Source organism: Deltaproteobacteria bacterium, from assembly GCA_026388415.1.
GTDB lineage: Bacteria > Desulfobacterota > Syntrophia > Syntrophales > JACQWR01 > JAPLJV01.
The window spans coordinates 22,075-40,870 of record JAPLJV010000021.1; the positions used below are offsets into that span (position 1 = coordinate 22,075).

Annotated in this window: 14 protein-coding genes, 3 tRNA genes and 1 pseudogene; 6 read left to right on the forward strand and 12 right to left on the reverse strand. The window is 48.1% G+C overall.

What is annotated here, in order from left to right; genetic code table 11:
• Positions 1–80 precede the first annotated feature (80 nt).
• From NT140_05155 to NT140_05165, 3 genes are read left to right on the forward strand one after another with little or no spacing between them, the layout of a single operon-like run.
• Positions 81–1,841, forward strand: coding sequence for a 30S ribosomal protein S1 (locus NT140_05155; GenBank protein MCX5831264.1), 1,761 nt, complete (start codon positions 81–83; stop codon positions 1,839–1,841).
• Between the two features lie 19 nt (positions 1,842–1,860).
• Complete coding sequence (sppA, locus tag NT140_05160; GenBank protein ID MCX5831265.1) at positions 1,861–2,760, forward strand: signal peptide peptidase SppA; 900 nt, start codon at positions 1,861–1,863, stop codon at positions 2,758–2,760.
• Positions 2,744–3,526 (forward strand): enoyl-CoA hydratase/isomerase family protein, encoded by a 783-nt coding sequence (locus tag NT140_05165; GenBank protein MCX5831266.1) that lies wholly within the window; start codon positions 2,744–2,746, stop codon positions 3,524–3,526. The genes sppA and NT140_05165 overlap by 17 nt, the downstream gene beginning before the upstream one ends.
• Here the strand turns inward: NT140_05165 and NT140_05170 are convergent.
• The 11 genes and pseudogenes from NT140_05170 to NT140_05220 all read right to left on the reverse strand — a co-directional run bounded on the left by NT140_05170 (position 3,519) and on the right by NT140_05220 (position 14,874).
• Positions 3,519–3,677: pseudogene (locus tag NT140_05170) on the reverse strand (hypothetical protein). The gene NT140_05165 and the pseudogene NT140_05170 sit on opposite strands and share 8 nt — an antisense overlap.
• A 250-nt stretch (positions 3,678–3,927) precedes the next feature.
• Complete coding sequence (locus NT140_05175) at positions 3,928–5,589, reverse strand: LysM peptidoglycan-binding domain-containing protein (protein ID MCX5831267.1); 1,662 nt, start codon at positions 5,587–5,589, stop codon at positions 3,928–3,930.
• 267 nt (positions 5,590–5,856) lie between these two features.
• Positions 5,857–6,955 (reverse strand): peptide chain release factor 2 gene (prfB, locus tag NT140_05180; protein MCX5831268.1). Its coding sequence is split into 2 segments (ribosomal slippage): positions 5,857–6,885 and positions 6,887–6,955, totalling 1,098 coding nucleotides; the frame shifts between segments, so codons are not numbered across the junction.
• Entirely contained in the window at positions 6,952–8,469 is a 1,518-nt protein-coding gene (gene lnt, locus NT140_05185) for an apolipoprotein N-acyltransferase (protein MCX5831269.1), read from the reverse strand. Before lnt ends, prfB begins: the two co-directional genes overlap by 4 nt.
• Before the next feature lie 225 nt (positions 8,470–8,694).
• A tRNA-Asp gene (locus NT140_05190) sits at positions 8,695–8,771 on the reverse strand.
• Between the two features lie 60 nt (positions 8,772–8,831).
• Positions 8,832–8,907, reverse strand: a tRNA-Val gene (locus NT140_05195).
• Positions 8,908–8,995: 88 nt separating this feature from the next.
• Entirely contained in the window at positions 8,996–11,437 is a 2,442-nt protein-coding gene (lon, locus tag NT140_05200) for an endopeptidase La (protein ID MCX5831270.1), read from the reverse strand.
• Positions 11,438–11,504: 67 nt separating this feature from the next.
• Positions 11,505–12,767, reverse strand: coding sequence for an ATP-dependent Clp protease ATP-binding subunit ClpX (gene clpX, locus NT140_05205; protein MCX5831271.1), 1,263 nt, complete (start codon positions 12,765–12,767; stop codon positions 11,505–11,507).
• A 29-nt stretch (positions 12,768–12,796) separates the two neighbouring features.
• Entirely contained in the window at positions 12,797–13,396 is a 600-nt protein-coding gene (clpP, locus tag NT140_05210; GenBank protein ID MCX5831272.1) for an ATP-dependent Clp endopeptidase proteolytic subunit ClpP, read from the reverse strand.
• Positions 13,393–14,733, reverse strand: a complete 1,341-nt coding sequence (tig, locus tag NT140_05215; protein MCX5831273.1) for a trigger factor — start codon at positions 14,731–14,733, stop codon at positions 13,393–13,395. The genes clpP and tig overlap by 4 nt, the downstream gene beginning before the upstream one ends.
• Positions 14,734–14,787: 54 nt before the next feature.
• Positions 14,788–14,874, reverse strand: a tRNA-Leu gene (locus NT140_05220).
• A 178-nt stretch (positions 14,875–15,052) separates the two neighbouring features.
• Here NT140_05220 and NT140_05225 point away from each other — a divergent pair.
• Together NT140_05225 and NT140_05230 are read left to right on the forward strand one after the other, a co-directional pair.
• Positions 15,053–15,577 carry a hypothetical protein gene (locus NT140_05225; GenBank protein MCX5831274.1) on the forward strand — a complete coding sequence of 175 codons (525 nt, stop codon included), beginning with the start codon at positions 15,053–15,055 and terminating at the stop codon, positions 15,575–15,577.
• Between the two features lie 21 nt (positions 15,578–15,598).
• Entirely contained in the window at positions 15,599–15,937 is a 339-nt protein-coding gene (locus NT140_05230) for a zinc ribbon domain-containing protein (GenBank protein ID MCX5831275.1), read from the forward strand.
• A gap of 198 nt (positions 15,938–16,135) precedes the next feature.
• On the opposite strand, the gene selD is transcribed toward NT140_05230, so the two are convergent.
• Positions 16,136–17,191, reverse strand: coding sequence for a selenide, water dikinase SelD (selD, locus tag NT140_05235; protein MCX5831276.1), 1,056 nt, complete (start codon positions 17,189–17,191; stop codon positions 16,136–16,138).
• 190 nt (positions 17,192–17,381) lie between these two features.
• On the opposite strand from selD, the gene thrC reads away from it, so the two are divergent.
• Positions 17,382–18,770, forward strand: a complete 1,389-nt coding sequence (gene thrC, locus NT140_05240) for a threonine synthase (GenBank protein ID MCX5831277.1) — start codon at positions 17,382–17,384, stop codon at positions 18,768–18,770.
• Positions 18,771–18,796: the final 26 nt, after the last annotated feature.

An 18,796-nucleotide genomic window follows, 5' to 3' on the forward strand; every position in this document is an offset into this window, starting at 1 on the left:
ATCTTGATATTTCGTGATTGATGTGTTATTCGCGACTGAATTTATCAAGCATTTACAATTTTTTAGGGGGTACTTGTTTAATGGTCAACGATGATAACCATGTTTCAGAACCGGATGCAGACAGTAATTTCCTGGCAAAGGAACTGTCGAACCATCCCTCACCGGCGAGGGATGCGGATTTTTGTTTTAAAGATCTTTATGAGCAAAGTCTTCAGAATGTGCAGTTTGGCGAAATTGTTACGGGGAAGATCGTGCAAATAACTAATGACGTCGCCATGGTAGATGTGGGCTGGAAAACGGAAGGCTACATCCCGATCAGGGAACTGAGAGATGAAAATGGCATAGTTACTTTTTCAGTCGCTGATAACATCGAGGTTTTTATTGACAGGAAGGACGAAGAAGGCAGCCTCGTTTTATCCAGAGATAAGGCCGCCAAAATAAGGGTATGGGATGATATAAAAATAGCCTGCGAACAAAATGAGGCCATCAAGGGCCTGGTCAAGGAGAGGGTAAAGGGTGGGCTTTCCGTTGACGTCGGCGTGCCCGCGTTTCTACCCGGTTCTCAGGTTGACCTTAGGCCAGTCCGAGACCTGGACAAGTTTGTCGGTAAAACGATGCTTTTTCACGTCCTCAAATACGACCGCAGAAGAAGCAATATTGTCTTATCCAGGCGGACTATCCTGGAAAAAGAACGGGAAATGGAAAAGACGAATACGCTGGAGAACCTCGCGGAAGGCAAGATAGTTGAGGGAATAGTCAAAAATATCACTGATTACGGCATATTTATTGATTTGGGCGGTATTGACGGTTTGCTCCATGTAACAGACATATCGTGGGGAAGAATTACCCGTCCCGCTGATCACTTTACCAAGGGCAGCAAGATCAAGGTCGTTGTGCTTTCCTTCGATCGGGAAAAGGAAAGAGTTTCCTTAGGGCTCAAGCAACTGGCCGACAATCCCTGGCTCTCCATTGCCGAAAAATATCCCATCGGCTCAATTATAGAAGGGAAAATTGTCAGCATTGCCGATTACGGCGCTTTTATCGAGATCGAACCAGGGGTAGAGGGTCTGATCCACGTCTCGGAAATGTTCTGGACCAGAGAGATTAAACATCCTTCCAAACTCTTGTCAGTCGGGAATACTATCAAGGTTATGGTCATTGACATAAATCAGGAGAACAAGCGCATTTCTCTTGGTTTAAAGCAAACAACACCCAATCCATGGGAAGCCATTAAAGAAAAATACCCCGAAGGAACCGTCATAAGAGGCGTCATTAGAAATATTACCAACTTTGGCATCTTTGTGGGCGTTGAGGAAGGCATTGACGGCTTGATACATGTGTCCGATATTTCCTGGAAACAGCGGGTGACTAATCCGGCGGAGCTTTATGTCAAGGGTCAAGAAGTAGAGGCCATGGTGCTCCATGTGGATGTGGAGAATGAAAAATTTTCGCTGGGTTTGAAGCAGATCGAACCAAATCCCTGGGAGCAGCTCAGTTCCAAATATGCTCCGGGCGCCATTGTCTCGGGAAAAGTGACGAATATCACCGATTTCGGTATGTTCGTGGAGATAGAGGATGGCATTGAAGGGTTGGTTCACATTTCTGAGCTTAGTAACAAAAGGGTAAAATCAACGACCGAACTTTTCTCAGTCGGAGATACGGTCACGGCCACGATTAAAAATATTGACGTCAAGAACAAGAAAATCCGGCTGAGTTTAAAGGATGGCGAGGCGGAAACGGAAGGACACTCGGCCAACCACTATATCAACAACCGGGAGAGTGTGGGTTCAAATCTTGGCAAAGCCTTGGCTGATATCAGGATTATAAGCGCCGAGAATTGAAAGCGGCAAATGGCCTGTCATGAGAAAGCATCCCGTCATATATGGTTTCTGCCTGATTTTTCTATTAGGCTTGGGATCCATCATCCTTTTATATGGCTTCAATGCTTTAACGGGCGACGCTAAATTATTTAACAGCCCGGAGAAGGTTGGAATTGTCAGCATCCGCGGCGTCATCTCGAGTTCGCAGGAGGCAGTCGAGCAACTTGATGAATTCGGCAAGGATAGCAACATTAAAGCTGTTGTCGTGCGCATAGATTCCCCCGGCGGTGGCGTCGCCGCCTCTCAGGAAATCTATGCCGCCGTGAAGAGAATACGAAAAAATAAAATAGTTGTCGCCTCTCTCGGCTCCGTTGCCGCTTCCGGAGGGTATATGGTTGCCTGTGCCGCCAATAAAATTGTGGCCAACCCCGGTACGGTTACGGGCAGTATTTCGGCAATTATGTACTTTGCCAACGCTGAAGACCTGCTGAAGAAAATCGGCCTTAAACCCTCCGTCATTAAAAGCGGCAAATACAAGGATATCGGCTCACCGACGAGGGGCATGTCGGACGAAGAAAAACAGATCCTTCAGGTCCTCGTTGATGATATTTATTTTCAATTTATAGATGTTATCGCCCAGGACAGAAAAATTCCCCTGGAAGAGGTGAAGAAAATAGCCGATGGCCGGGTTTTTTCCGGTAGACAAGCTCTCCAGCAAAAACTGGTTGATTTTTTGGGAGACAAGTCATTCGCACTGCAACTGGCAGGGAAAATGGCCGGCATAAAAGGGACTCCCGACTTTGTCTATCCCAAGAAAAAGGATGTAACTTTCTGGGATTTCATCCTGCAGAGTACGGCCGCCTCTTTCGCGACCGCCCTGAAAAACAATGTTCCCACTATGCCCCAAGGGCTTAATTTAATTTATGAATATGGATTATAAGACTATTATTGTAGAGCAACGACAGGGCTATACAATCATAACCATGAATCGCCCCCGCGAAATGAATGCTCTTTCCCGGGAAATGCGTCTGGAGATTCAGGGCTGTTTTGCCTCACTCGCCTCCGATAGGGAGATCTCGGCAGTCATTCTGACGGGAGGAGATTACATCTTTTCGGCCGGCATGGACATCAAAGAAATGATGCTTCTGACCAGCGATGCTGTTGATGACTATTTCAAGGCACTCAGCGAGTACTTTAAACAAATATACAACTTCAATAAACCTGTTATCGCCGCCGTGGGCGGTATAGCGTTAGGCGGCGGCTTTAACATGGCAACTGTCTGCGATATTATTATCGCCTCGGAAAGCGCGATTTTCAGTCACCCCGAACTAAAGTTTGGAATGAATCCTCTCTTCGCACCCTTAAAGGAGCTTGTCGGTACCGCCAAGGCAAAAGAAATCTCCATGTTTGGCGAGCCTATCGCCGCCAAGGAGGCCCTGCGTATCGGCCTGGCTAACAAAGTGGTTTCACCGGACAAATTGATGACCGAGGCCATAATTATGGCAGAAGAACTTTCAAAGAGATCGGTGCGAGCGCTTGAAGCCGTCAAGAAGATTTCCCATCTCAGCCAGAAAATGGATACGGCGTCGCTGTTGGATATTGAATGCGGCTTAACGGCCCAGCTTTTTACCAGAACCGAGCAGCGGGAACATATGACTGAGTACCTGGATGAATTGAAAAAAAATAAGAAGAACAGGTCTATATAAAATTCTGTTTTTCCCAGTCCGTATCAGGGGAAGCAAAATCCCGCAGTTGATCTCTTCTCTTTTTATGCTGTAGTTTCTTCAACGCCTTTGCCTCTATCTGCCTTATCCGTTCCCTCGTCACCCCCATCATCTCTCCCACTTCTTCCAACGTAAAGGGACCGTAATTACAGGCTACCCAGGTGCAGTTAAGAAAATTTTCATTTCTCAGACGCCACTCACAGGCTACATCTTCGCAAATATCAGCGATCCGTTGCCCCCTTTTTTTGCATATATACATGTCTATCAAAAAAATCACCTGTATGTTTTATATGGTAACTTGAAATATTAACACACTTTGCGTCATCTTTAGCTCACTTGCCGATTTTTTACAATAGTTCTTTTTACCCTCCCCTGATTCTGGTTCACTGCTTTTTAACCGTTCGCCCCTTTGACGACTTCTTGGCGGAACGGTTTTCCCCTTTCTGCTTGCCCTCATCTTGCGTGACAGCTTTCTTCTCCAATTTCAGTTTCTGGCCAACTTTCAGGGTTAAACTTTTCAAATTATTCGTTTTTTTAATTTCATCAACACTGGTGTCAAAACGTTTTGCCAAGGCGAATATGCTATCGCCCTTTTTTACCCTGTACATTACAGTAGCATTTGACCCGCCCGACACATCGGCGCTCTTTTCCCTGTTTCCGGAAGTTTTCACCGGCTGGGAGTCGCGAACGGCGATTGCCAGCGTCTGACCGGCCTTAAGGTTACTTTTGGCCAGAAACCGGTTTTGCTTCCTGATGGCGCCGGAGGTGGTTCTGTATCTATTGGCAATGGAGGCTATCGTTTCGCCTGCCTTTACCTTATGCTTGATGGTCGCGGGACGACGCGATTCGGTGTTCCGCGGCTTCTCCGCCTGAGGGATTTCATCTATCACCTGAACGAATTTCTCCAACGATTCCGGTGGTACTTTGAGTATATAGTCCTTATCAGGTGTTTTTTTATGCCTCAGCTCGGCATTCAGAGTGCTCAAATGCTCTTCCGAAATGTCCAGACGTGAAGCAATATCTTGCAAATTCATTACTTTGGAGGTTTTAACTTTCGCATAGACAAAAGCTGGTTGCTTTTCTGCCTGGATAACCTCAAGGTCCATACCGTATTTTTTAGGATCTTTAATAATATGCAGGGTTGCTAAAAAACGCGGGACATAACGCGCAGTTTCTCTGGGCAACTGGTTGTACAAATCCCAGAAGCGATCCAGATAATTAATGTGCTGTCCCGATATAATCCTCAGCACCCGACCTTCGCCGCAATTATAACCGGCCAGAACCGTCAGCCAGTCGCCAAACATATCATGCAGGTCTTTCAGGTAGCCGATAGCCCCCTGGGTAGATTTTTCTACATCCATCCTTTCGTCCACCCAGTCATCGCGATTCAAACCATATTTGTAACCCGTCGAGGGGATGAATTGCCATAAGCCCAAAGCCCGTGCCCGCGAAAGAGCGCGAATCTTGAAGCCGCTTTCCACGAGAGGAAGCCAGGATAGTTCCTCAGGCAAGCCGGCTTTCTTCAAGGCCGTCACAACAACAGGACGGAAAAATGCAGCCCGCTGATAAGACGAGATGAAGAAATCCCTTTCTATTGTTTGAAAGCTATGGATTTCTCTCTCTACTTCAGTATTCATCACCAGGGGTATTTCGCCGCGCCGACCGGTGGTGACCGATTGCCGGGACGTATAGATGGCCAAGATTTTCTTGGATATCAAGAGACGCAGATCATCTTTTTGACGGGCAATATCGGCATCGCCATTGGTATCCAAAAGAATGGCATAGGCCTGATCTAATGCCTCCAGAGCGTATTCTATGTCGCCTTTGACCCAGAATTCATGAGAACTGTTTAGCAATTCCAAGGCCTTCTCCATGATATCCTGTTCCCCTGCCAGCTTGCTGTCGAGTTTTTCCTGGGATTGGATATCATTGGTTTGACTTTCACTTTCCGCTGCAACCGCAGATTTACCGGGGATGAAAACGGCCAATAAAATAATAAAAATTAAAGGTGATACCAGTCCAATAAAGCTTCCTCGTCTTATCATTTGCCTGGGCTCCTTTTTCACTGACTTCATATTTTCAGGAAATTATCACAATCGTTTCGTCCCATACCATAATTTTGCCTTTTCCCCTATGATTTTCAACGCCACCTTTCACTCGAAAATGCTCTTCAAATCCCCCTTCATCCCCCTTTTCTAAAGGGGGAATTTGTTGTTCCCCTCTTTGGCAAAGAGGGGTTAGGGGAGATTTTCGTTATCGTTTGTGACGGCGCACCGTCAGGCTCGTTTCACCTCTATACTCTCCAGCGATTATCACTTCTGAGCCTGCAAAAGGTAGGACTCAATGAAATCATCTATGTCCCCATCCAGAACACGGGTCACGTTTCCTACCTCCAAATTGGTGCGATGATCTTTCACCATTTTATAGGGGTGCAGGACATAAGAACGGATCTGGCTGCCCCAGGCAATGTCTTTTTTCGACTTATTTATCTCTGCCAGCGTTTCATTCTGTTCCCGCAGTTTCTTCTCATAAAGACGTGATTTCAGGTACTTCATGGCCATAGACTTGTTCTTGTGCTGGGAGCGTTCGTTCTGACATTGCACGACAATTCCCGTCGGCAAGTGGGTAATCCGCACGGCAGAGTCCGTTTTATTGACATGCTGTCCGCCGGCGCCGCTCGATCTGAAGGTATCAATGCGCAAATCCTTTTCATCTATTTCGATTACGATACTATCATCTATCTGCGGATAAACAAAAACGGAAGCAAAGGAAGTGTGCCGGCGGGCCGCGGCATCAAAAGGCGAGATGCGGACGAGACGGTGGATACCGATCTCCGCCTTGCTATACCCGTAAACATAAGTACCTTCTATCGTCAGAGAAACACTCTTGATACCGGCCTCATCACCGGGCTGATAATCTATGATGGTTGCCTTAAACCCCCTCCTGTCCACCCACCGGAGATACATACGCAACAGCATCTCCGCCCAGTCCTGGGCTTCAGTGCCGCCGGCGCCCGCATGAATGGATATTATGGCATTCAAAGGATCCTGGTCGCTGCCCAGCATCCTTTTCATTTCCATTTCCCGGACCGACTTGTCGAGATCAGACAGTTCTTCCCTGATGACCTCTATGGTATTATTATCCGTTTCTTCTATCGCCAACTCATAAAGCTGCACGAGATCATCTATAAGCTTTTTATACTGCCTCCAACTATGCACCTCATTTAGGAGCTTGTTCTTTTCTTTCAGAGTATCCCTGGCCTTATCGGCGTCGCCCCAGAAATCATCCTTAAGTGAGGTCTTTTCCAGCTCTTTTATGACATATTCTTTATTAGCTATGTCAAAGATAGTCCTTGAGTTGTGCAATCCTGTTCTGCAGGTCTTTTACGGCTACTGCTAAATCTTCGATCATAATTTTCTCCCCCTCCGGAAATTAAGCAATATCGCTGCCAGGGAAATAAGGCACAGGTAGACAAAGGCGTCACCATATGCCATATAAAATGTCCTGGTGTCAATAAATCTTACCTGCCCTGACAGTGACGTCTCGACGAATAATGCCGTCCGGGCAACTATTTTACCGGCCGGATCAACAATGGCGCTGATACCTGTATTGGCCGCACGAACAACATAGAGCCTGTTTTCCACAGCCCGGAACGCCGTCATGGATAAATGCTGATAAGGCGCCGACGAAAAGCCGAACCAGGCATCGTTCGTAATATTTACCAGTAATTCTGCACCCTTGCTCTTATAAATACGACTTGCCTCCGGTAAAATTGCCTCATAACAGATGAGCACGCCAAGCTGACGATTATTCATCGCCAGGGGATGATAGCCCTCCCCGGCACGGAAGTCTCCGACGCCTACGACTAATTTGCCGATAAAGGGAAACAAGCTCCGCAAGGGGACATATTCGCCATAGGGCACCAGATGCACCTTATCGTAACGTCCCGCAACAGCCCCCGCAGGCGAGATGAGAAAGGCGCTGTTTAAATAGGAAGCACTGCCGCCCGGCTCCTTTATGTAACTGGGGCTGCCAAATAAAAGCCAATTGCCCGTCTCTTTGGCCACCTGGTAAACCTGTCGGGACCGGTCATCCATATCCTGGAAGTAGAAAGGCACGGCCGTTTCCGGCCAGACAATAAGCCTGGAACCTGACGCCGGCTTCAGATTGGAAAGGGATTTATAAGTCGTCAAGGTTTCCTGCTGATTTTGTGGATTCCATTTGATGCTCTGATCAATGTTACCCTGAATAAGCGCAACATCCATATACGGCGCGGTTTTGAGTTGTGCCCGGACTTCTTTGATGCGCAGCTCGCCGTAAACAAAAATGGCAATCAGCAACAGCAGGGCGCCGGTAACCTCCATGACGGGACGCTGCCAACGCCTGCCATCATCGCCGGGCAGCAAGTAATTAAGGAGGTTGCCAATTACGACATTGATGAAAACAATAACAAAAGTAATTCCGTAGATGCCTGCAATATCTGCTATCTGGATAACGTGCAGATTAAGATACTGTGAGTAGGCCAGATTTTCCCAGGGAAAACCGGTCAGCAGGTGAGACTTGAGATATTCCAGGCAAGTCCATAAAAGAGGGGCGGCAATAATCTGGTTGATGCCCTTCTCTCTCAAGTATGCTATACCGCCGGCAAAAAGGGCTACATAAATGCTCAAGTAGGCAGCCAAAAACAACATGGCGACCAAACCTGCCGCCAAAGGTAAATAACCGTAGTTTACAATGACTAAGGATATCCAGTATATAAGCCCTACATTGAATACCAGACCCGCGCCGAAACCTGTTATTAAGGCGGACTTAACTGACTCCTTTTGCAGGGCCAATAAAAGAGGAACCAAAGCAATCCAGGCAACATTGCCTACCCCGTATTTGGGAAAGGAAAGAAAGAGCAAGCCACCCGAAATAAATGCCAATAATAATCTCTTTTTATAATGCAGGTTCCACCTCCCCATGGTACTATTTTATGAAAAAAATGACCAACATTGATAGCTGACGATTGTAATGAATATCACAATAATGACCAATATTAAAAGCGTATTGTTTGCGCGACCGTTTGACGCTTTCGCAGGATTGGAAATGGATTTTAAGGCAAAGAAAAAGGGGTCACGAATTTAACCGTAACCCCTTTTTCTTATTAATGGCGGGGCCGATGGGACTTGAACCCACGCCCTCCGACGTGACAGGCCGGCGTTATAACCAACTTAACTACGACCCCGCAATACTCTTATGCAAAAACTCTCCCTTTGCTGACAGGACAGTCCGACCTTGTCTTTCCTGGTAGGCGGAACAGGACTTGAACCTGTGACATCCACGGTGTAAGCGTGGCGCTCTCCCGGCTGAGCTACCCGCCCCCATCAACCTTCCTCACGGGCGCCTGTCTAACAATTACGCCCTTTTTTGTCAAGCAATAAATGAAATAATATCGCGGCGAGATACCATTTAATGATTTATTTGCAACTGGGTAGCACCCTGCGCGGCTGGCAAAACAATCAGCGGTAATTCATCGGCGCCTGTTTCCTTCCGGGCAATTTCTCCGGCCGCAGGTAGCAAGGCGACCTTTAGCACATCGTCCACGTTGCCAACAAAAACTATATTCAAGGCCTTTAATATATTGGCCGGAACATCCGCCAGATCCTTTTCGTTATCCTCGGGAATTATAACCGTTTTAATATTGCCGCGATGCGCCGCCAGCAGCTTCTCCTTTAATCCTCCGATCGGGAGGACTCTGCCACGCAGGGTAATTTCCCCGGTCATGGCCAGGTCGGCGCGAACCTTTCTTTTGGTAAGTACCGAAGCAATGGAGGTGGCAATAGCAATCCCCGCCGAGGGACCATCCTTTGGTATCGCGCCTTCGGGAACATGGACGTGGATGTCCATTTCCTTGTAAAAATTGTCCTCCAAGCCAAACTGCTCCGCCCTGGCCCGCACATAAGTCAAAGCCGCCTGAGCCGATTCCTGCATCACGTCGCCCAGTTTGCCCGTCAGGGTCATCTTCCCGTTACCCTTCATGACGGAGGTTTCCACTACCAGCAATTCACCTCCTACTTCCGTCCAGGCCAGACCTATCGTCAAGCCAATTTCGTCCTTGCCTTCTGTTTCACCATGCCGGTGCTTCGGCACGCCCAGATATTTCGCCACAGATTTGGATGATATTTTAAACTGATTTTGAAAACCATTGGCAACAATCTCGCGGGCAATTTTGCGACAAATGGAGGCAATTTCCCGCTCCAGATTTCTGACGCCAGCCTCCCGGGTATACTGGCGGATAATGGCCAGGAGGGCGCCATCTGTAAACACCAGATTGGCGCTGGTCAAGCCATTGGCTTCCAATTCCTTGGCCACCAGAAACCGCTGGGCAATACTCAATTTTTCCGGTTCCGTATATCCCGCAATACGGATCACTTCCATCCGGTCCTGCAATGGCGCCGGTATGGTTTGCAGGACATTGGCCGTCGTGATAAACATTACGTCGGAAAGGTCATAATCTACCTCCAGGTAGTTGTCATTGAAGGCATTATTCTGCTCCGGATCAAGAACCTCCAACAGCGCGGAGGATGGATCACCGCGGAAATCAGAGGTTAATTTATCAACCTCGTCCAGGCAGAAAACGGGGTTATTGGAACCGGCTTTTTTTAATAACTGAATGATCTTGCCCGGCATAGCGCCGATGTAAGTTCGCCGGTGCCCCCTGATCTCGGCCTCGTCCCGGACACCCCCGAGCGACATGCGGACAAATTTTCTATTGGTGGCGCGAGCGACAGATTTCGCGATGGAGGTCTTGCCAACACCCGGCGGTCCTACCAGGCAGAGGATGGAACTTTTATTCTTTTTGACCAGACTCTGTACGGCCAGATATTCTATTATCCGCTCCTTCACCTTCTTCAGACCATGATGATCTTCCTCAAGCATGGCTTCCGATTCCAGCAAGTTATGCGTATTTTCGGTTTTCTCCTCCCAGGGCATATCCAGCAGCCATTCTATATAGTTTCTGACCACCGTGGATTCAGCCGACATGGGAGCCATCATCTGCAGCTTTTTTATTTCCTGCTTGACCTTTTTACTCGCCTCTTCTGATAATTTCTTCGCTTTTAGACGTTTTTCCAGTTCGGCTATTTCATTTTTAATATCATCCTTATCCCCCATCTCTTTCTGGATGGCGCGCATCTGCTCGTTTAGATAATAGTCCTTCTGCGTCTTTTCCATCTGCTTTTTGACGCGGCGCTTGATCTTTTCCTCCACCTGCAGGATTTCGTTCTCCGCAACGATCATGGCATAGATGGCTTCCATCCGCTCATTGATATTGAATATCTCGAGTATTTTCTGCCTGTCCTCGAGTTTGACGTTAATGTTGGAAATTACGATATCCGCAAATTTGGAAGGATTATCCATGGCCGCAACGGTGCCCGATATTTCGACATGCACCTTCTTGCTCAGCTTCAAATAGGCCTCGAAGGCCTCCTTGATGCTCCTCATCAGGGCGTCGGTCATTTGCAGGTCGGGATCCGGCAGCTCGGCAATCTCTTCCACATTGGCATAGAAAAATTCTTCATCGTGTAGATATTCCTTAATTACGCCCCGGACACGTCCTTCAACAAGAACCTTGACTGTTCTATCAGGCAGGCGCAATAACTGAATTATTGTGCCAATGGTACCAACATTGTAAATATCTTCCTCGTGCGGCTCATCCTTCTTGGCATTTTTCTGGGCCACTAAAAAAATGCTTTTTTCAAACTTCATGGCCGATTCCAGCGCGAAAATGGATCTCTCGCGGCCTACGAAAAGCGGCACAATCATGTGGGGAAATACAACCACGTCCCTTAAAGGTAAAAGTGGCATAGCTGTAATCTTATCCTGTTCATCTTTGTTAATGAAATCAACCATAGTTTCCTACCTGTATCCTGACCCCTAATAAACGGGCAAATTTTTAACTTACTAATTCAGCATTGTCTTATGCCGTTTCTGATTGCGGTTCGAAAAGTAAAATCGGCTGGGCGCCGTTAATAACGACATCCTCCGTAATCACGCATTCTCGCACATCATGGCGCGATGGCAGGTCATACATTATGTCCAGCATCGTGTTTTCAATGATGGAACGCAGCCCCCGGGCGCCTGATTTCCGTTCCACCGACAACTTGGCTATCGCGGTCAGGGCGCCATCGGTAAATTTCAATTTCACCTTGATGAGTTCAAAAAGCTTCTTGTATTGCTTGATAATGGCATCCTTGGGTTCTATCAGAATCCTTACCATCTCCTCCTCTTCCAACTCGTTCAAGGTCGTTATCACGGGCAGGCGGCCCACAAACTCCGGGATCAGGCCATATTTCAGAAGATCCTCGGATTGGATTTTTGAAAGTAGTTCACCAACATTTTTCTCCTTTTTACTTATTATATCGGCGCCAAACCCCATGCTGTTATGTCCCACGCGCTGGGCAATAATCTTGTCCAGGTCATTGAAGGCCCCCCCGCAAATGAATAAAATATTATTTGTGTTGACTTGAATAAATTCCTGCTGGGGATGTTTTCTTCCTCCCTTGGGGGGAACGTTGGCTATGGTGCCTTCCATAATTTTCAACAGCGCCTGTTGCACGCCCTCACCAGATACATCCCGGGTAATAGAAGGGTTCCCGGATTTCTTGGCAATTTTGTCAATTTCATCAATATACACGATCCCGCGGGAGGCCTTTTCCGCGTCATAATCGGCGTTCTGCAACAGGCTCAGGATGATATTTTCGACATCCTCGCCCACATATCCGGCCTCCGTCAAGGTCGTAGCATCGGCTATGGTAAAGGGAACCTTCAATAGTTTGGCCAGAGTTTTCGCCAGCAATGTCTTACCCGATCCCGTGGGACCGATCAGCAATACGTTGCTCTTCTGAATTTCTACATCATCATTTTTTACTCCGGAAAATAGACGGCTATAGTGATTATAAACGGCTACCGAAAGGACTTTCTTGGTGCGCTCCTGACTTATAACGTACTGATCTAAAAATAACTTTATATCCTTAGGCTCCGGTGTGCCCCTCTTGACGCCTTCGTTCACGGAGGGTATATTTTGCTCCTCAACGATAGACTTGCACAGATCTATACATTCGTCACAAATATAGGCGGAAGGACCAGCCACAAGTTTTCTGACTTCCTCCTGCGACTTGCCACAAAAAGAACAAAACAGCATTCCCTGTATGTCTCTGTGATTGTCAAATTTCTTTGTCATCAGCAATACCTCTTTGTTTGTTCATATACTTATGTTGAAGTCTTTAATGGTTTTTTTACGATAATCTCGTCTATCAATCCATAGGCCTTAGCTTGTTCGCTGGTCATGTAATAATCCCGTTCCGTATCCGATTGAATCTTCTCCAGGGATTGATCGGTCAAATTGGCCAGAATGCGGTTCAATTCGTCCTTTAATCTCAATATCTCGCGCGCCTGAATATCAATGTCGGTCGCCTGTCCCTGAAAGCCGCCCAGGGGTTGGTGGATGAGAATGCGGGCATGGGGCAAGGCGAACCGCTTGCCTTTATTACCGGCGCAAAGCAGCAGCGCCCCCATACTGGCCGCCTGACCCATGCAGAACGTAGAGATCGGCGATCTGATGTATTGCATCGTGTCATAAATGGCCAGCCCGGAACTTACATGCCCGCCGGGGCTGTTGATGTAGAAGAAGATTTCCCGGTCCGGGTCTTCCGCCTCGAGAAAAAGCATCTGGGCCACAACCAGATTGGACACGTTGTCGTCTATGGCCGTTCCGAGAAAGATAATGCGATCCTTTAAAAGCCGCGAATATATATCATAGGCACGCTCTCCCCGGCCATCCTGTTCCACCACCATCGGAATGAGCGTCATGTTGTTTCAACCCCTTTCGTATCCATGTCCTTATCTTCCTTGACTACTTTAATTTGCGCATGATCTTCTATAAATTTGAATATCTTGTTATGCAATATCTCTCTGGAGAGGTTAGCTTTAATTTCCTCTTTTTCCAGATACTTTTTCGTAGTGTCATAATTCCGTGACTGCGTGGCCATCTCGTCAATCCTGGCCTGAAGCTCGCTATCTTCAACTGTAATACCTTCCTTGCGGGCAATGCTGTCTAATAAACTGGCCACCTTCACCATCCGGATAGCTCCCTGCCGGTATTGATCCTGAAATTTCGCTTGTAATCCGGCTGCCGCGTCCTTATCCAATCCCTCCATGGCCATCCTTCTTTTTGTATCAGCCATCATATACTGGTACTCACGTTCCACATAGCACTCCGGAACCTCGAATTCATTTACTTTCAGGAGTTCAGTAACGGTCAGATTGCGCAGGTCATTTTGCGATCTGGCCTTGTTTTGTTCCGTCAGTTTCTGACGGATATCATCTTTAAGTTCCTCAATAGAACCGAATGTATCGAAATTTTCTATGAAACTGGAGTCTAACGGCGGAAGCTTCTGCTCCTTGATATTTTTTACCGTAAAGTTGAAGACAGCATCTTTTCCGGCCACATCCTTGGCATAATAATCGTCGGGGAACTTCAGGTTAATCTCTTTTGGTTCACCTCTCACCACACCGATCAACTGCTCCTCAAAGCCAGGGATAAATCTTTTCGCGCCGACTTCGAGAAAAAAACCTTCCGCAGACAGTTCCTTCTTGCTTACGCCATCAATTTTACCAGCAAAATCCAGGGTGATAAAATCACCCTCTTTGATGCCCCTGTCTTCCTGAATCTCATCCATGGTGGCAAACATGCGGCGGTACTCTTCCAGCTTGGCTTCCACATCTTTCTCGGTCACGTCCCGCTCAATTTTTTCCAAAGCCAGATCGGTATAACCTCTGGGCTCGATAACGGGCGCCACTTCCACCGTGGCCACAAAGGTAAAGTTTTTCTCGTGTTCAATGCCCTGCCCCTGTTCAATATCCGGATGGTTGACGGCCATTATGGCGTTAGCCTGCAAAGCCTCAAAGTATAATCTTTCTATGAGCTTGGTAATCGTCTCAGTCTCAGCATATTCTTTATAGAGAGTTTCTAAAATATTGCGGGGAACCTTGCCCTTTCTGAACCCTTTAACCTTGGCCGTCCTGCTGACCTCCCGATAAACCGCGTCCATTTCCTTTTTTACATCATCCCAGGGAACGTCAAAAGACAACTTCTTTTTAACAGGATTGACATCTTCCACCTTCACCGCCATTATCGTCTCACTCACAATATCTCACTCCTCGTCATATAATTTTCCTGATCCCGGTAAAAAACACTATTCTGGTGCGAGAGAGGGGAGTTGAACCCCTAACCGCTCGCGCGGGCTGGATCCTAAGTCCAGTGCGTCTGCCATTTCCGCCACTCTCGCGAAGCTGCAATGCCTTGTTGTATATATTCATTAGCAAACCAATTGTCAACGGCAATTGTTCCCCGCAGCCGCCCGCCATCTCACGAAATGTCACACCGGACAGCATTTTATTATTGACAGAAGGATAAATATCACTATATTAGGCACGGCGTTGATAACAATGGGAGTTGCGGGTTATATGTATTTTGATGCGTCCCAGATATCTCTGGCAACCCGGGCCTTCGACCAGGCGGAGAAAATGGCGGCCCGGCATTATCGCCTGAGCGGCGACCAGCTGAAGGGCCTGCGCTACGATGTAAAAACTCTGGCCCATCTTGACCAGCATGAGATAAATGAACACGCGTTCGCCCATTTGTGCCGCTATCATTATCGAACTGAGCGCAGCGCCGAGGATGAAACCGGCTTCTATTTTTACCGGATATGCCTGCAGGACGACCGGATACTGGATGCGGTGGAAAGAACAGCGGCCTTCATTAAGTTGCCGCCTTTGTTGCTTTACATTGCCGCCCACGAAATCGTTCATGTAATCCGCTTTGTTGCGGGTGATGAAAATTTTGAGGCGTCGCCCGCAGAAAAAGACCAGGAGGAACAACGGGTACGTGCCATTACGGGGGAGATGCTGTCTTCAATATCATTTCCCGATTTAAAAATAGTTATGGATTGCTTTAGCGATCGCCATCGTTTGGACGATCTCTTGAATTGATATTATTACGGGAGGGCTAATATGCCGATTTATGAATATAAGTGCAAGAAATGCGGGAGTGAATTTGAGGTTTTCCAAAAGATTACTGAGGCCGATGCCAAGAGCTGCAAGTTTTGTCACGGTCCCGTCAATAAACTAATGTCTCTTTCCTCCTTCCAGCTCCAGGGATCAGGCTGGTATGTAACTGATTATGCTGGGAAAAAACCTAATGTAAGAGATGACAAGTCCGGCGTAAGTGAAGGTAAAAAAGAGACGGTCGCCGCAGATTCCAAACCAGCAAGCACCGATTCCACAGCCACTCCTGCTGCATCTGCCGCGACTACAGCGACAGCGACGGACAATAAAGCCAAGGCCGCTTGATTCTACAAGATTATCATGCACAAATCCCCCTTAATCCCCCTTTACTAAAGGGGGAATTTCATAATTATCCCCCTCTTCGACAGAGGGAAGAATTTCATAATTATTCCCCTCTTCGGCAGAGGGAAGAGTTTTATTATTATTCCCCTCTTTGACAAAGAGGGGTTCGGGGAGATTTTTATTATCTTGTCGGAATGTCAGCTAAGCGAGGACTCTTATGACCCCGTCCGCCGCAGCGACGACTTCCCCGACAATGGCGGCTTCTGTGATGCCTTTCTGATGCATTTTTTCAAGCAATTGCTCCGCGTCATCTGCAGGCAAAGCGATAAGCAATCCTCCTGCCGTCTGCGGGTCAAAAAGGATATCCAGCAACCAGGGAGGACAGGCGGAATCAACAGCGATCATCGGTAAGCGGAACTGTTTATTGCGGTGGAGACCGCCCGGTACGATGCCGCTTTCCGCCAGCCTCTGTACCCCGGGGAAAAATGGGACTTGGGAGGCGGATATAATCATCGAAAGACCGCTCCCCTCCATCATCTCGCAGGCATGACCGAGGAAGCCAAAACCAGTGATGTCTGTGGCGGCATGGACATTGCCGGCTTCAATCATCAGCTCGGCCGCCTGTTTATTCAATCGTGTCATGGAGCTTACCGATATAGCCGCCAATTCATCCTCGACCATACCCCGCTTCAGCGCCGTAGAAACAATGCCCGTCCCCAGGGCCTTGGTAAGAATCAGCTTATCCCCTGCTTTCGCTCCCCTGTTCAGCAAGACCTTGTCCGGATGAATCACACCGGTAACAGAAAGGCCGTATTTCAGTTCAGCATCATCCACACTATGACCACCGACCAGTAATACTCCGGCTTCCCGCATTTTTTCCAACCCGCCGCGCAATATATCGCGCAGAATCGAAATGTCCATCTTGCCGATGGGGAAGCAGACCACATTCATGGCGGTCAGGGGTTTGCCACCCATGGCATAGACGTCGCTGAGCGCATTAGTCACGGCAATCTGGCCGAAAGTAAAGGGGTCATCAACAATAGGTGTAAAAAAATCAATCGTTTGCACAATTGCAAGGTCATCGCGGAGTTTGTAGACGCCCGCATCTTCGGCATGCTCCATACCGACAATCAGATTCGGATCAGCAATTAGCGGCAAGTCGCGCAATGCTTCCTTCAGGTCGCCCGGACCTATCTTGCATGCTCAACCAGCGCCGTGCACTGTTTCTGTCAGACGTTTCGTAACGTTCTCGATCATGGAATATTCACCCTTCGTTTAATTTGGTTGATCGTATCCGGAAATTGTAGTATTTGCAAGAGCGTCTTCAAATATCAAATAACGCCCATGCTCGGCGCGGGCACAACGAAACATGAAAATCCCCCCTTAACCCCCCTTTGGTAAAGGGGGGATGGGGGGGATTTTCATATAAAATTGGTGAGCGAATATAATGACAATGATCCGTTACTACAGTACAAACAGAAACTTGGACGCCTCTTCCGGCATTGAACCATTTCAAAAGCTGGTTTCCTTTCAGGAGGCGCTGCTGATGGGACAAGCGCCCGATGAGGGTCTTTTTATGCCTGATCAAATCCCGCACTTATCGCTGCCCGATCTCAAGTCACTGCAAGGCGCTCCCTATGCCGATACGGCCATGCTGATCGCCGAGTCATTTTTGAAAGACGAAATAACCAAAGAGGATTTACGCAGAATTGTTGACGATTCTTATAATTTCGCTGTGCCCCTCGAATTGGTGCGGAAGAGGCAATATATCATGCGCCTGGATCAGGGACCGACGGCCTCTTTCAAGGATTTTGCCGCCCGCCTGATGGCCCGCCTGATGAGTCATTTCCTGAACCCCGGGGAGCGGTTGAACATCCTCGTCGCCACCTCGGGCGACACGGGCGGCGCTGTAGGAGATGCCTTTCATGGCGTACCGGGCGTGGATGTTTACATTCTTTATCCCGATGAAGAGGTAAGCGGCATGCAGAAAAAGCAGCTTGACACCATCGGCGACAACGTGCGGGCCCTGTCGGTCGCAGGAAAATTCGATGACTGTCAGAACCTTGTCAAACGGGTATTTGCCGATCCGGACTTTGCCGGGATGAATGTTTCTTCTGCCAATTCAATCAATTTCGGCCGTATTATGCCTCAGATCATCTACTACGTCTATGCCTATGCCCAGCTTGCCGAGGCCGGGGAAGAGATAATTTTTTCCGTTCCCTCCGGAAATTTCGGCGATGCCCTGGGTTGCGAGTACGCCCGACGGATGGGCTTGCCGGTCAAAAAGCTTATCATGCCCACCAATGAAAATGACGAATTCCCGCGCTTTTTGCAGACCGGCGTTTACGAAAAGGTATCCCCTTCCCGCGCCTGTCTTTCCAATGCGATGAATGTGGGCCATCCGAGCAACCTGGCACGTTTTTTTGATTTATTCGGCGGCACCGTGGACCGGCTGGGTAAGGTTCATAAATACCCCGATCTCGATGAGATGCGGAGGCACATCTTCTCCGCGGGCATCTCGGATGAGGAAACAAGGAAAACCATAAAAAGGATTTATGAAAGTTACGGCACTATTCTGGAACCCCATGGCGCCGTGGGTTGGAAGGGATTGGAACTTTATCTGGCCGCATACGGCGGTGAATCGCCTTGCGTCTCCCTGGAGACCGCCCATCCGGCCAAGTTCCCCGAAGAAATCAAGTCACTGCTGAATATCCTGCCCGAGCTCCCACCCAGTATGCAGGAGCTGGAAAGTAAAACGGGAGTGGCCCTCCCCATTGACAACGACTACGATAAACTGAAGGTTTATCTGCAGGAACACCTCCGGGCCGGTGATTGAATTTTGCTGTCAGCAAATCTGACGAC